This is a genomic window from Aliidiomarina indica, assembly GCF_015354615.1.
GTDB lineage: Bacteria > Pseudomonadota > Gammaproteobacteria > Enterobacterales > Alteromonadaceae > Aliidiomarina > Aliidiomarina indica.
Genome location: NZ_JACAVQ010000001.1, coordinates 582,111 through 596,995, shown reverse-complemented (window position 1 = coordinate 596,995; position 14,885 = coordinate 582,111). Strand labels below are relative to the sequence as shown.

The 14,885-nt window shown below is 48.5% G+C and carries 15 protein-coding genes and 1 tRNA gene; 13 read left to right on the top strand and 3 right to left on the bottom strand.

Annotated elements, in window-relative coordinates:
* Positions 1-105: 105 nt before the first annotated feature.
* Together HXZ99_RS02710 and ltaE are read left to right on the top strand one after the other, a co-directional pair.
* Positions 106-2,160 carry a M13 family metallopeptidase gene (locus HXZ99_RS02710; protein WP_194755721.1) on the top strand — a complete coding sequence of 685 codons (2,055 nt, stop codon included), beginning with the start codon at positions 106-108 and terminating at the stop codon, positions 2,158-2,160.
* A gap of 107 nt (positions 2,161-2,267) precedes the next feature.
* Entirely contained in the window at positions 2,268-3,293 is a 1,026-nt protein-coding gene (gene ltaE / locus HXZ99_RS02705) for a low-specificity L-threonine aldolase (protein ID WP_194755720.1), read from the top strand.
* On the opposite strand, the gene HXZ99_RS12315 is transcribed toward ltaE, so the two are convergent.
* Positions 3,275-3,397, bottom strand: a complete 123-nt coding sequence (locus tag HXZ99_RS12315; protein WP_269434579.1) for a hypothetical protein — start codon at positions 3,395-3,397, stop codon at positions 3,275-3,277. The genes ltaE and HXZ99_RS12315 overlap by 19 nt on opposite strands.
* Positions 3,398-3,527: 130 nt before the next feature.
* On the opposite strand from HXZ99_RS12315, the gene HXZ99_RS02700 reads away from it, so the two are divergent.
* From HXZ99_RS02700 to HXZ99_RS02650, 11 genes are all read left to right on the top strand, one after another.
* Positions 3,528-4,040 (top strand): hypothetical protein, encoded by a 513-nt coding sequence (locus HXZ99_RS02700; RefSeq protein ID WP_194755719.1) that lies wholly within the window; start codon positions 3,528-3,530, stop codon positions 4,038-4,040.
* Between the two features lie 277 nt (positions 4,041-4,317).
* Complete coding sequence (locus tag HXZ99_RS02695) at positions 4,318-5,721, top strand: tyrosine-type recombinase/integrase (protein WP_228517512.1); 1,404 nt, start codon at positions 4,318-4,320, stop codon at positions 5,719-5,721.
* Positions 5,721-6,257, top strand: a complete 537-nt coding sequence (locus HXZ99_RS02690; RefSeq protein ID WP_194755717.1) for a hypothetical protein — start codon at positions 5,721-5,723, stop codon at positions 6,255-6,257. The genes HXZ99_RS02695 and HXZ99_RS02690 overlap by 1 nt, the downstream gene beginning before the upstream one ends.
* An 86-nt stretch (positions 6,258-6,343) precedes the next feature.
* Positions 6,344-6,550: a helix-turn-helix transcriptional regulator gene (locus tag HXZ99_RS12310; protein WP_194755716.1), complete on the top strand. Its 207-nt coding sequence runs from the start codon at positions 6,344-6,346 to the stop codon at positions 6,548-6,550.
* A 1-nt stretch (position 6,551) separates the two neighbouring features.
* A complete protein-coding gene (locus HXZ99_RS02680) occupies positions 6,552-6,863 on the top strand; it encodes a helix-turn-helix domain-containing protein (RefSeq protein ID WP_194755715.1) in 312 nt (103 codons plus the stop codon).
* Complete coding sequence (locus HXZ99_RS02675; protein WP_194755714.1) at positions 6,860-7,105, top strand: hypothetical protein; 246 nt, start codon at positions 6,860-6,862, stop codon at positions 7,103-7,105. The genes HXZ99_RS02680 and HXZ99_RS02675 overlap by 4 nt, the downstream gene beginning before the upstream one ends.
* Positions 7,102-9,336, top strand: a complete 2,235-nt coding sequence (locus HXZ99_RS02670) for an AAA family ATPase (RefSeq protein WP_194755713.1) — start codon at positions 7,102-7,104, stop codon at positions 9,334-9,336. Before HXZ99_RS02675 ends, HXZ99_RS02670 begins: the two co-directional genes overlap by 4 nt.
* 596 nt (positions 9,337-9,932) lie before the next feature.
* Complete coding sequence (locus tag HXZ99_RS02665; RefSeq protein ID WP_194755712.1) at positions 9,933-10,289, top strand: hypothetical protein; 357 nt, start codon at positions 9,933-9,935, stop codon at positions 10,287-10,289.
* A complete protein-coding gene (locus tag HXZ99_RS02660; RefSeq protein WP_194755711.1) occupies positions 10,289-11,689 on the top strand; it encodes a hypothetical protein in 1,401 nt (466 codons plus the stop codon). Before HXZ99_RS02665 ends, HXZ99_RS02660 begins: the two co-directional genes overlap by 1 nt.
* An 18-nt stretch (positions 11,690-11,707) precedes the next feature.
* Positions 11,708-12,493 (top strand): hypothetical protein, encoded by a 786-nt coding sequence (locus HXZ99_RS02655; protein WP_194755710.1) that lies wholly within the window; start codon positions 11,708-11,710, stop codon positions 12,491-12,493.
* A gap of 9 nt (positions 12,494-12,502) precedes the next feature.
* Positions 12,503-12,802: a hypothetical protein gene (locus tag HXZ99_RS02650; protein ID WP_194755709.1), complete on the top strand. Its 300-nt coding sequence runs from the start codon at positions 12,503-12,505 to the stop codon at positions 12,800-12,802.
* A gap of 284 nt (positions 12,803-13,086) precedes the next feature.
* On the opposite strand, the gene HXZ99_RS02645 is transcribed toward HXZ99_RS02650, so the two are convergent.
* Positions 13,087-13,163 (bottom strand) — tRNA-Pro (locus HXZ99_RS02645).
* A gap of 97 nt (positions 13,164-13,260) precedes the next feature.
* A complete protein-coding gene (locus HXZ99_RS02640) occupies positions 13,261-14,877 on the bottom strand; it encodes a DUF3413 domain-containing protein (RefSeq protein WP_194755708.1) in 1,617 nt (538 codons plus the stop codon).
* Positions 14,878-14,885 lie beyond the last annotated feature (8 nt).

Below are 14,885 nucleotides of genomic sequence, written 5' to 3'. Positions count from 1 at the left end.
GTCGCAGCCTAGTTGCCTTTAACCGCTGCTGCATTGTAAAGCGCCGAGGGATTGGCGACACTCGATAACGATAAGTTACACAACGATATTAAAACAGGAACTCCCATGAAACATCTTTCCACTGTTGCAATAAGTGTGGCCCTTGCATTGGGCCTAGCGGCGTGTTCAGACGCGCCACGTGAAACCGTAGAGACAGAGCAGGCACAACAGCAGCTTGTTTCCGGAATTGAAACGCACAATATGGACACATCAGTACGTCCACAAGATAATTTTTTCCGGTATGTGAACGGTGGTTGGCTAGCAAACACTGAAATTCCAAGTGATCGTGCGCGCTGGGGTAGCTTCGATGAGCTGCGTGAAGCCGCAGAGGAACACGTACAAGCAATCGTCCAGGAATTTGCTGCGGCCACCGCAGAAAAAGGCTCTAATCAGCAGAAGATTGGCGATCTCTACCGTTCTTATATGGACGAAGAGCGCATTGAAGCACTGGGTCTATCGCCGTTAGATACTGACTTTGAAACCATTGCAGCGCTGTCTAGCCATGATGAACTCGTGCGTTTTTGGGGCGAGCAACAGCGGTTTCGTATCGGTACCCCTTTTGCCATCTTTGTTGGCCAAGACCAAATGCAGTCGGATCAGCATATTACAGCTATCTCGCAAGCGGGCTTAGGTTTACCTGATCGCGAGTATTACGTGGCCAGCGATGATCGTAACGCGCAGATTCGTGATGCCTATACGGCATTTATTGCCGAATTGTGGGACGCCGCTGAGTGGGAAGGGGGTGAAGACGCTGCCCAACGTATTCTTGCGGTGGAAACGGCTATGGCGGAGCACCACTGGACTCGCATTCAAAACCGGGATCGTCTCGCCACTTATAATAAGTTGACCATTGCTGAGTTAAACGAGCAAGCACCGGGAATCGCTTGGGACCAAGTGTTTGCGCATGCTGATCTAGACATTGACGAAGTTGTTGTTCGTCAACCTGCTTATTTGGCGAGTTTTGCCCAGTTGTATCGGGATATCCCGGTGGCAGATTGGCAAGATTATCTACGTTTCCATACGCTGCGCGCTACCGCCAGCATGTTGCCTGAAGCCTTTGCTTCTGCGAGCTTTGATTTCTATGGCCGCACATTACAGGGCTTACAGGAACAGCGTAGCCGTGAGCGTTTAGCAGTTGGCACAGTTGAAAGCGTATTAGGCTTTATGGTTGGCGAAGAGTATGTGGCACGCCACTATCAGCCGGAAGCTGAAGTTCGCATGGCCGAAATGGTCGATAATATTTTGGTGGCCTTTGGCGAAGCCATTGACGATCTGGATTGGATGACCGAAGACACTAAAAAAGAAGCCCATGCCAAGTTGGCGACCTTTAATACTAAAATTGGCTATCCGGAAGTATGGCGCGATTATGACTGCGTTACTATCGATGCCACAGACCTTGTCGGCAACATGCGTCGTGCTTCTTCGTGTGAATATGACCGTAATATCGCGCGTTTAGGGGAAGAGGTTGACCCAACAGATTGGGGAATGACGCCGCAAACGGTGAATGCGTATTATCGTGCGACTATGAACGAAATTGTTTTCCCAGCCGCTATTTTGCAACCACCATTCTTTAACGTTGATGCCGACGACGCCGTGAACTACGGTGCTATTGGCGCGGTAATCGGTCATGAGATCGTACATGGATTCGATGACCAAGGTCGTCGTTCTGATGGCGAAGGAAATCTACGTGATTGGTGGAGCCCGGTGGATGAAGAACGCTTCCGTGCGCGCGCTGACCTGATGGTTGAGCAGTTTAACGCCTTTAACCCAATCGACGATTTACACCTACAAGGTGCGCTTATGTTGGGTGAAAACATTGCCGATTTAGGTGGTTTAAACGTCGCATTACGGGCGTATCGTAAGTCGTTAGAAGGTAACGAAGCGCCTATGATCGACGGTTTTACCGGCGAACAACGCTTCTTTGCAGGCTGGGGCCAGATTTGGCGGATTAAATTCCGTGATGAAGCCCTCCGTCGTCAGGTTATCGTTGGACCGCACAGCCCAGGCAAATACCGGGTACTCGGCCCCTTGTCGAATATGCCGGAATTCTACGAGGCATTTGATGTTGAGCAGGGCGATCCGATGTACCGTCACGAAGAAGTGCGCGTAAAAATCTGGTAACCAACACACCGCGTTGGTAAAGATAGAGCACAAAATAAAAATGCCGGCCCCCTTATCAAGGAGCCGGCATTTTCGTAAGCTAAGACAACATCATAAGAGACTGCCCTATGAAATGGATTGATCTACGCAGTGACACCGTCACCCAACCAACCGAAGCCATGCGCGCGGCGATGGCACGTGCTGTCACGGGCGATGACGTCTATGGCGAAGACCCCACGGTAAATGCACTTGAAGCCCGCGTCGCAACGCTTACCGGTAAAGAGGCAGCGCTACTATGCAGCAGCGGCACCCAAAGTAACCTACTGGGGCTGCTAAGTCATTGTCAGCGGGGCGAAGAATACCTTGTTGGTGAGGAATACCACACCTATCGCTACGAAGCAGGTGGGGCTGCGGTTCTTGGTGGCATTGTGCCGCAAACCCTACCCATCAATAGCGATGGAAGCCTCGATTTATCCCTATTGCGCGGCAAGATTAAAGCGGATGATCCCCACTTCCCAATAACGCGACTGATTGCACTAGAAAACACGCATACGGGCAAAGTGATGCCGGCGGATTTTGTCAGCAAGGTTCGCGTACTAGCAGATGAGTTTGGCCTATCTGTGCATTTGGATGGAGCGCGGTTATGGAATGCACATATCGCCACGGGACAAAGTATCGAAAACCTCTGTGCTGAGGTGGACTCCGTATCCCTGTGCTTTTCAAAAGGCTTAGGAACGCCAATAGGTTCGGTGCTTGCAGGAAGTCACTCGCTCATTCAGCGTGCACGTCGTTGGCGAAAAATGTTAGGCGGTGGCATGCGTCAAGCAGGTTTACTTGCCGCTAGCCTCGATTATGCACTTGATCACAATATTACCCGATTGGCAGATGATCATGATCGCGCCAAAACCCTTGCAAAGGGGTTGGCGGCATTATCAGACCTTACCGTAGAGCCGGTTCAAACCAATATGGTATACCTGAATTGGGATAGTGCGGAAAAGGCCAAGCAAGTGCAGATCCATTTGCAAAAATCGGGCATTAAGGTGCCTTCATCGCAACGTATGCGCTTGGTGACCCATCTTGATATTTGTGATGCGGATGTAAAGCGGGTCATTGCTGCATTTAAGGAAGCGGCAGATTATTTATCCGCGGGCTGAAGAAACCACATAATAATGGCGATGACAATAATTAAGGTGAATAACTCAGGGGTCATCACCAGCCATAAAATAAGGCCAATAAATAGGTAGTGGAATAGGAACATGGGCGTCCCCCTTGTGCGTTGTATCAAAAACATTGTAGCTTATGCGTTTGATGCGACATGAGATGTCGCAGTTAGATGTTTGGGTGCATTGGCAACGCCCACCATAGTCAACTCACATTGGGAACACAGAATGAACGACAAACACCATAAAGTTCTTATCCCAGCGCTCGCCCTTAGTTATGTGATTGTGTTGCTTGTGTTAGAGCACGCACGGGGCGGGGTGGCTAGCCACTATCTGCTGAACAATCCTGATTTACCTGCCATTTCAAACTATTGGGGGCTGTTAACCTTACCCCTGTTAGGGCTTGTATTTGCCGTCAGGCTTACACGCCAGAGCAGGGCAGCCGTGAAGTCTATGATGGTTGCCCTGATTAGCGCTTTTGGTTATGGCGTATTGATGGCCATGTCATTTGCTTTTGGCGCCGAGATAATAACCTCGGTCGCCTTGCTTCTGGCCTTTGCGCTAGGGATATTCCTACCCATTTATCGGATTGAGTATGTATTTGGCTTTGTGGCGGGGATGACCTTTACCTTCGGCGGCGTTCTGCCTTTAGTTGTGGCGTTGGTTCTGGCGGTATTTTCGTTCCTAGTGCGCTACTTTGGTTGTAAGCTGTTAGCGGTGATTCATAAGAAACGAACTTAGGGTTTACGCTAGGGCAGAAAAAAAGGCGCACCAAAATGGTGCGCCTTTCTCGTTTTAATAAGTTGGTCGGCGTGAGAGGATTTGAACCTCCGACCCCTGACACCCCATAGCCGCCACACGAAATCGCTGGAAGCAGCATAAACAAAGGCTTAGCCCTTTATTTTCAAGGCTTTCGGCCTAGTTGTTAGTTATTGCTATTGTAGCCTTTTGTAGCTTGATGTAGCCGTTTATTGCTTTATACTGGCTACATATCGGCTACACGAAGCAAGGCGGCTACATGAAAACTTCAATCAGCACCACAGCAGCTAACCAGTTCGCTAAGATAGCGCAACCGCGCCAGCAGCTAACCTGTAAAACCATTAAAGGCTTTCACTTGTTACGTTTGCAAGGCGTTTCATCGTGGCGTTATCGCTATACAGACGCGACAGGAAAACGCAGAACGCTAACTATTGGCGAGTACCCAGCATTAAAGCCGCAGGAAGCTGCAGAAATAGCCCTAGAATGGCGCGTAGGGATCACAAAGGGCGAAGCTGACCCAATGGCGAAGCGACAAGCGATAGCGGCGCAGAAGCGCGCACAGGATCAGCAACAGGCACAACGCGAAAACTTAAAGCTGGGGCGCTTTTTCGACCATTACCGCAAAGTGCTAAAAGATAGCCCGGACGTTCTAGGGAAAGTTAGCCTGGCTTTTAGTTTTCTGTTTGACCGTGATATGGACATGATAACCCCACACGATATAGACAAGTGGTATCAGGAAAAACGCGAAGCTGGGCTAAAGCGTTCTACCCTCGTAGGTTACTTTGGCGCGTTAAAGGCAATGCTTAACTATGCTGCAGGTACGAAAAAAGGGCAGTCAAACCATGATCCAGTTTTATCTACGAACCCTTTAGCTGGCTATACGTTGCCGCAGCTAACCAAAGAAGAACGCAAAGCATTACGCCAAGAAGATAATAAAATGATGGCAATGCGTGACATATTCAGCCCCGAAGTAAAGAGGGCAATCCTTAAAGGCTTAGACCTTTACGCCGAGGAATTGAGAGCGAAGCGCCGTAGAAGTTTGCGCCTTGAAAAGAACCAGCACCTAGCCAGCCTTGATAAAGTAGCTTTTCCGCATTGGTTTATGCCGTTTACACAAATTGCCATGATGACAGGAATGCGCCCCGGTGATATTTACGCCCTTAGCTGGGAGAACCTAGATCATAACCCCTTTAATGGTAAGTACACGCTGATCTACACCCCAAAGAAAACCGAGCATAAAGGCGATGACCCTATAAAGGTGGTCTTTAACTTAGGTACACAGCACCCCCTTATTGAAACCTTAACGACTTGGCGCAAGCAGCAAGGCAACCCTAAGACCGGGCTTATATTCCCGTCCGAGCGTGTTAACGGTGAGATGGATAGAAAAGCACACCTAAAGCACTGGAAACACGTTAAAGCGCTTGGCGGCGTTCCTGATGGGCTGCAGTTCTATTCATTCCGTCATAACTTTATCAGCGACCTAGTAAGAAAAGGGAAATCACCGGAGCTTATACGCAAGCTAGTAGGCCACGCTGACACTAGCATGATTACTAAAAACTATATGAGAACAGAAGATCACGACATGGAAGCGTTAACCGCTATGGCCGCTGATAGCTGGAATAGTGAACACACAAGCCCGGCCAAAGCCGTAGGGGGTGAATAATGAAATTAGAGGAAGTTATCTTAGACAAGGTGATCGATGATGATTACCTTAAAAACGGCGATTTTGCACCACTACAGGATTACTTAGACCGAAACCCGGAGCAGTTGCAAAACGAACGGGTAAAAGCCTTGTTTTATGGCTTGCTGGAGGGAGATATTAAGCGTCCAAAAAAACGCCCTAAAGTTCAGTCCAAAGAGTCAAAGCGCCAGCATGTGATAAACCTAGTTTTTTATTTTATTGGGCAGGGCTTAGATTTTAGCAACGCTTGTGGAATGGCTGCAAAGGTAAAAGGTATTGGATTAGAGGGGAACACGGTAGCCAAAGAGTACGCTAGACCAAGATTTAAAAAGTACGGCGAGAACCCTGTCAAGATTTCAGAGCGACAAGCCTATTTTGACGGTTTCATAAAACGCGCTGAAGTAAGAGATAACCCAGAGCTGATAAAAAATGCATTTTTATCAATTTGGGGATTCGAATTATCAGATGAGGAATTTGAGCTAATGAATCAGAATGCGGAAACAATGGGGGAGAAGTAGCTATTTCTCTCCTAAGCTATTGATATACTTTGATTTAAATGTGCATAACATAGGTAAGGCCTATCAACTTTTACAAGGTCTTACTTATGATACATGCAAACCACAACCCAACCCCAGCAAGCGACTTACTGCGGCCTAAGCAAGCTGCAGCTTATCTAAATATGCACCGGGTAACGCTCCACAACCTAAGCGAGCGAGATTCAACTTTCCCACGAAAAATAAAAGCTGGCCAGCGCCTTTGCTATTACCGCAAAAGCGAACTTGAAGCATGGCTACAGAGCCGGGAGGTGTAACATGGATTTTACCGTACCCGATAGCTACGACCCACGACCAAGCCGCCGCAAGTGGTTAAAAGAAGCGATGAACCGCACGAACGCAAACGCAGCGCTATTGAGTTTCATTGTTTGTCGTCTAGGCCGGGGGAAATTAACGCATAAAACAATCATTAAACTTTGCTCAAAGCAAGGCTTTACACCAAGCGAAGCCCGACACGCTTTAGGACGCTTAATGGAAGCTGGTTTGATCGAATACAACCATATTGACCCCGATGTTTTCGTGATCTTTAACGAAGCTGGCGAGAAGTTCGCCCAGGAGGTGCAGGCATGAGTAATAGCACCGTTAAAGCATTTCTAAGACGTTTACATAGTGGCTCAGTCCACTGTGACACCAAACCAGCGAAAAGCACCCTAGACGCGTTAATGCGCGCTCAACAGACGTTCTATTGTCATAGCAACAGCGGCAACGCTAAAGCAGCGCACGAAGCATGGCAGAACGTGGAGATGTTAGCGCATGAAGTGGAACAGTTAGTTCTAGGCGGCGTGATCGAGTTGTACGAGGGGGATTTATGAGCGAACAAAAAAAAGCCCCGGCGGCAACCGAGGCGAGCGATTTAACTAAACTTGATAGCTCAAATATTAACCTATGTTCGGGCTTTGGGCAATACCACAGCGCCAACAATAAGCGCGATCCTAAAGCCTATGTAGGGATAACGCTTAAACAAGTTACCGATATGCTCGCAACCCCACCAAGTACGGCTAAAGAGCAAGGCCAATGGGCTATTTTCTCTAACCTTGCAAGCCGTGACGTTATAGAGCAGCGCAAAAGCGGTGAGTTTTACGCGCTATGGGCTGATATTGACGACCCAGGCGGTGAGCCGTTTCAAGATATGTTTAGCCTTGCTTGTAAAGTGCTAGACGTTGATTTGATGGGCTACACCAGTCGCAGTGCTACCGAGGAAAAGCAGAAATGCCGCTTTATCGTTCCGCTGGCGCACCCGGTAAACGGTAATGACTTTGAGATCATGCAAAAGATACTCAATGACAAGCTAGAAGCGGCTGGCATTATGCCCGACCGCAAAACCGAAACCGCCAATCAGATTTGCTACCTACCCAACAAAGGCGAGTTCTACGACTGGCACGAAAACCCGTTCAGCGGCCTATTGTCGGTTGATACATGGGGCGATGAGTTCCACGCAGAGCTAGAAGCCCTAGAAGCTGCAGAGCGCGAACGTGGCGAACGCTTAGAGCAGAGCAAGCGCAAAGCCTACGAGCGTATGCAAAGCGGCGTAAAAAGCCCTATAGACGCGTTTAATGCGACCTATAGTACCGTTGACTTGCTGCAGCAGTACGGCGGCAAGGTGAAAGCTGATCGCGCCGTTTCGCCCTTGTCTGAAAGCGGTAATGCTCAAATGACAATACAGGATAACGGCAAGCTATTAAGCCACCACGGTAGCGACAAGGAAGCAGGTTTAGGCAAAACGGCGCAAAGCGGTAAAGCCCAAATTATTGATCCGTGGGATTTGTTCAAGTTCTTTGAGCATGGCAACGATGAAAGCCTGGCACTTAAAGCCGCTGGCGAAATGTTCACGGACGCAAACGGCGTAAGCATTACCACGCAAAACCAGCGCGACTATATGGAAAAGCAGAGCGCAAGCCCGGAAGCAATAGAAGCGGTGAATGCCATGTTTGAGAAAGTTAACCCTAGCCCGGCTGAATTGAAGCAACCAGACCAGACGCCAAAGTTCGACTTTAAGAAGTTTGCCTTAAATGGAGATTCCGAAAAGATGCAAGCGCAAATGCTCGAAGATAAATTCGTTTTAGAGGGGTTGGCGATACTAGGCCAAGCAACGGCGTTCTATGCAAAACCCAACAGCGGTAAAACCTTGCTCGCTTTATACTTGCTTTGTGATGGTATCAAGCGCGGCGAGATAGAAGCCGAGGACGTTTTTTATATTAACGCCGATGATAACTATAAAGGCCTTGTAACAAAGCTGCAGATTGCCGAGAAATACGGCTTTAACATGGTAGCACCGGGCTTTAATGAGTTCAGTGTAAACGAGTTCGCGCTATATATCGCCGCAATGATTAAAGCTGACGATTGCCGGGGTAAAGTGATCATACTCGACACCCTAAAGAAGTTCACAAATATCATGGACAAAAAGGTAGCGAGTGACTTTGGCAAGTATATGCGCGGATTTGTGAGTAAAGGCGGCACTATGATATTGCTGGCGCACACTAACAAGAACCGCGACCTGGAAGGCAAAGTAGTATTTTCGGGAACGAGCGATATTGTGGACGATGTAGATTGCGCCTATACGATAGACGTTACCGAGAGCAGCGACTTTAGCAAAACCGTTCTATTCGAGAATATCAAAAGCCGAGGTGATGTAGAGCAGGAAGTAGCCTATAGCTATGCTAACAATATCACCGGGGCAACAGGGGGCTATATTGCTTTGCTCGATTCAGTGCAAAAGGTAAGCACTGCAGACGCAGAGGAAGCGAAACGCCAGCGCGGTATTATGGATCAGTTAGAGAAGAACAGCTTAATCATTGAAGCCATACAGGAAGCCTTAGCAGGTGGTGAGATGAAGAAAACTGACCTGATAGACGAAGCGCATAAGCTATCCGGCGTTTCAAAAGAGCGAGTGACTAAAACCCTTAACGCCCACACAGGGCAAGACTGGAGCAAAGGCCACCGCTGGACACGCCGCAAAGGTGAGAAGCATAGCTACTTTTACAGGGCGCTACACTACACAGACCCAGCTTTAGGGCTTTACGAAAAACTAAGCAACGGCGAATAACTGAAAGCCCCTTAATTGGGGCTTTTTTATGCCTGACCCACACACACTGGAAAATTAGAAAATTTAAGAAATTAGAATTGAGGGGTAAAGCATGGGGGCGAAAGGAGGTTGTTTTTTAGCCGCGCTGGGTTGTTTGACCACGCTACAGGCCACGCCCTGTCTTAATTTCTTAAATTTTCCTAATTACTCTAATTTCTCAAAAATATTAAATATTCTGTATTTTCTAAATAGTGGGATAGGGCAGAAGTTTAACAACCAAGCAGGGCTAAAATATAAGGGGGAAAATATCCAGCCCTAAACCCCGGCTACCCCCTCAAAACCCCCTAAAACAGCCCTTAACTAGCGCACCCTGTCTATAAGTGGCAGTTCTAAAGGTATTTAACCTGTTGTTTTTAAGCTTTTTGTTGTTGCCGTTTGTTGTCATGTAGCCAATATGTAGCCAATAAGCGCTATTATAGGCACTAGATACACAGCAAATAGGCGGTAGTTATGAGCAAAGAAGATATTAAACAAGTGGCGTTCTATTCCTTTTTCGGAGCAGTCATTTCTCTATCTACCATCGCGATCCTTTTGATAGCAGTAGCGGCGGCCACAGCATGAGCAAAACCCAGCAGATACCCCCTAAATACTCGCATGATTGGCTTGAAAAGCTAGACGGGCGCACAGCCATAGCTAAAGCACTGCAGCAGCGCCACGGTGAGCTAGTGAATGATTTAGGCGGCCAGCCAGCCCTAAGCTATCAGCGGTTAAGCCTAACCCGGCGAGCTATTCACATGGAAGCGGTTATAGAGCAGCAAGAGCAAGCCCTAGCGCGTGGTGAGGACGTAGACACCGGGAAGCTAACCCAAAGCATAAACAGCCTTATCGGTCTTTATAAAACACTAGGCCTAGACCGTGTAGCCCGTGACGCTTCATTGTCTGCAATCATTCAGCAGAGTAAGGCCGCTAAATAATGAACGTCTTAGAGTTTATGAAGAACCCCGACCTATGCGGCGGTAGCTTTACCGGGGATAGCTGGCAAGCGTGGGAAGCGGTACTAAGCGGCGCGTTTGCTCTACCGATGGACGATGACACCCTAGAAAAGTTTAAGGCACTAGCAGGCGATAGAGAGCCACCAGCGGAGCGCGTCCGGGAGCTATGGGTAATCGCTGGCAGACGTTCAGCAAAGAGCCATGTAGCGAGCGCTATAGCTGTTTACCTTGCAACCGTGGGCGTAGAGTTGGAGAACCTAACAGAACGGCTAAGTATTGGTGAGCGTGGTGTAATTGCGGTAATTGCGAACACTAAGGAACAGGCAGGCGTAGCCTTTGGTTATATGCGCGGCCTGTTTGAGTACAGTCCAGCATTATCTAGCATGGTGACACGCTACACGACTGACAGCATAGAGCTAAATAACCGGGTAACGATCCGAGTAACTGCAGCGAGTTATAGAACGGTGCGCTCTGCTACCTTGCTGGCGGTTCTATTCGATGAAGCGGCGTTTTTCCGCAGTGAATCAACCGCATTACCAGACGAGGAATTGTACCGGGCTGCAGTGCCAGGTTTAGCGACTACTGGCGGCTTGCTTATTGGTATTAGTTCACCCTATGCAAAGCGCGGCCTGATGTACCGTAAGTTTCAAAAGCACTACGGTAAAAACGATGATGTTCTATTCGTTAAAGGCGGTACAAAGGATTTTAACCCCACGCTAGATAAAAGCGTTATAGACCGGGATTTAGAGCAAGACCCGGAAGCCGCAGCCGCTGAATGGCTCGGAGAGTTCCGCAGTGATATAGCGTCATTTATTGACCGCGAATTGATTAGCGAGCTAATGCGCTCGAAGCCCGTAGAATTACCGTTTGACCGTTCAAAAACCTATGTAGGATTTGCTGACCCTGCAGGTGGTGGTAAAGACACCTATACGCTTGCTATTGGACACCGAGAGCCAGACGGATCGGTAGTAGTGGACGTTCTACGCGGCATGAAAGGCCAGCCAGCAGAGATAACCGCCGTTTATGCTGAATTGCTCAAAGAATACAAAGTTCGGCTAATCCATTCAGATGGTTACGCCGGAAGCTGGCCAGCCGATGAGTTCAAGAAACACGGGATCACGCTTGTTAAGTCTGACGAGTTCCGCACCGGGCTTTATCAGTTCGCTTTGCCCGTTCTCAATACGGGGCGTGTAGAGCTACCCCCTAGCCAAACTTTATTAAACGAGTTCGCCAACCTGGAACGCCGCATAAGACCCAGCGGCCAAATGGTAATAGATCACCCCAAAGGCTTACACGATGACCACGCGAACGCCGTAGCTGGCTTGATCTATGTAGCGAGCAAGAAACGACAACCCACAAGTTCAGTAAGAATTGCATTTTAACTAAACGAGGTAACACCCATGACTTATAGAACAGATGTAGAAATGAAAAACGGTAAGATGGCAGTGCGCGAACAAAACCGCACCGCTGACAACAGTTTTAAGCTACCAGAAGTAAAACTACCAGCCCGGCTAAGTAGCGATAAGTGGGACGTTACAATTCGCCAAGAATTGAAGCCCTACGAATTGGACAATGACGCGCATTTAGTGGGCGCATTACGCACACAGAAAAACATGGTTGAATCAGCGAAAAGCCTTTTACAGTTGCGTGATAACCAAAACCCACGCGAAACCCAAGCGGCGCACCTAGAGCGCGTGGCGGTATCGTATGACAAGCGCTCGAAGCAGTTGCAACAAGAGTATGACCGGGCGCGAAACAGCGTAAACCTGCGAATGCAAAGCATTGAATCAGAAGCCGCAAGCACAGTGGGCTTAAAAGACCATGATTCGAGTTTGATTAAACAAACCTTGTCGATGATGGATAAAGACGATCGGCACACGGAAATTATGGAAGCAATCCATAACAAAGATGGTGCGTTTCTCTATGCGGTCTTTAATGCACACCCGAAAGCTATCGGCCTAAGCAGTTCACAGGTTGAAAACTATCGCCGCTTAATGCTGCAAAAACACCGTCCAGATTTGCTTGCACTAAGAGATCAGCTAACGAAAACCGAAGCGTTGCTAGTTGGCACGTATTCGGACTTTTTAGACGCTGGCGATACGCTGACAGCGGCAGAAGTACGGGCTAAATATGCCGAGCTTGAACGAAAGGCAGCGGAAGCACAGCAAACCAAGTGGGGCGAGTAATCGCCCTTTATGGACATTCCAACCCGAGATGACTCAAGAGCCGTACCGCCAGAGTTAAAGCTGGTAAGGGCGGCGCTTGATTTACTTATCAAGGACGGTATGGATTACCTGACCAAGTGCGACAGCAAGCCAGTAAAACCGCCGCCGCTTTGGTTCGACCAACGACGAGCCTTTAACGACCTTTGCAAGTGCGGCCACATGACGAAGCGCCTTGCTGACCTTAACGACCTGGACGCGGTTTATATCAGCGAGAGGTTTCGTGCTTATGTTCGCCGTTACTACGCCGCTTTAGATTCTCAATCTGAGTAGTTAGCGCAACGATGTGATCACGGGCGTTATTAAGTGACCATTCCCACGTTTCGCGTTTGCGTTCCAATTCTTCTATTTCTCTTTGCATTGGCTTTACTCCCTTTGGTGGAAGTCATAAGCTAACACGAAGTCAGGCTAGGTCGTGGAGCATTTTTGTACGCTATCGCTGAAATAATGTAGCCAACAAACGGCTACATATCGGCTACACGTTATAATAAAATATTCTAAGGGCATAAAAAAAGGACTTAGACGTTAGCCTAAACCCTTGATTTATATTGATATATTGGTCGGCGTGAGAGGATTTGAACCTCCGACCCCTGACACCCCATGACAGTGCGCTACCAAGCTGCGCCACACGCCGACCGCAGCGCGTATGTTACTCGGTTGACGAAAAATGGCAAGCGCGAAAGCGGTGAAAAGCAAACGTTTGGCTCTTTTTTAAACAAATCTGTGTCGCTTTATTCAACCTGATTTCCAAATCGCTGTAGATCCCGTAATGCCTGAATAAACACTGGCGTTGCTGGAACCCCGCCGGGTACAAGTTCGCCACGTTCATTGTACAGTTGCAGTTCACCATTCTGATCGAGAATGGTGAGTTGGTGCGCCTCAAATAGATAGATAAAAGGACGAATGCTTTGCGCCCGTGGATAGACACGTTCCCGATGCAGTAGATTGCGTCCCGTTGTAAATGCCGCGAATTCATCCGTACAGGACATATAGAACGACAGTACCGTCGGCATTATGTCATCAAGGTGCGTGAGCGAGCGCTGTGCAATGGGTATGCCAAAGGTCCACATGGGAACTTGTACCCGGTCTGGCGCCGCCACATTGAGTTCTAATGGCTGTACATGTGAATTGACTAGGCCTGTGACTAAAATACGAATGTCACGCTGCTCGCGCAGGCTGAGAAGTTCTTCGATGACCCGATCCGCGTCTTTTTCTGAAACAAGACGCAGAACCACACCATCGACCCCCTGATTGAGCATGCCATTGCCTTGCACATGGTCATGGAGAAACTCAGGGAAAGTTGCCCGGGCGTAGTGCTCACTGTGCTGGGCAATAAACGGAGTATTGTAATCTGCCAGCACACGCCAATAGGCAGGCTTCAATGCCTGATCGAATAAACTTTCTTTGTATAAATCTGGAATGCCGTAGAGCAGGCTGAAAAGCGCAGATTCTTGGTCACGATGACCAAGGTGCATGCCGGTAAATTCTGTGAGCTCTGGAATTTGTTGGTTAATGCGAATGCGCAATTCGGGGCTAATTTGGTCGAATGCAATAATCACGGTTTGCCCTGGTTGCGACTCTCGGGCGCATAGCAAGGGGGCTTGCGGATAGCGTACCGTGAGGGTTTCATCGCCAGTAAGGCGATCACGCTGGCTCTGATAACGCTCTACCGTGATCCAGCCATGCCGTGCCATCAAGGTTTTGGCCGTAGTAGGGTAGCTCAGTGGAAACAAATCATCTTGTTGCGTAATCGGGGTATAAAGCACCGCGTCCGCCCAAATATGGGTACTATGGCTTGCTAAAAAGCTCATGATAAAGACGGCAATTACCGGTTTTGAATAGCGTGCTTTCTGTAAGCTCTCTAATCGTTTCCAGCTTAAATTAGCCAATACTAGCTGGCTTCCAAAAATAAACAGAAACGCGAAAATGATCAGTGCCAGTAACAGGAAACTTCCCCCAGCAAATAGGTTTTCAGCATCGCTGGCAAGCTGGGCAAGGGAGTAGGTGTTTAAATGAAAACCGTAGCTGCGGAAAAATATAACGTCGAAGAGTAGCGCGAATACACCGACGGTTGCTATTAGCGCGGCGTAACCGCGCAACACCCGAGAAAACGGGATAAGAATACAAAACGGAAAGAGTAGAACAATAAAAATAACGAAAGGTAAGAAGGCAAAGTGACCCAGCCAACTAATGAATAGATAGCCGGCTGCGGGCCAGGTTTCGGCTGGCAGCGCAGTTTCAACATAGAGTAAACCAATCAGAAGGCACAGAATGATATTCCAAAAGGTAAACCAGTGCCCCCAGCTGACAAGTCGTGCGATGCGGTCTCGATGTTGGTGTTTGCCCATGATGTCGT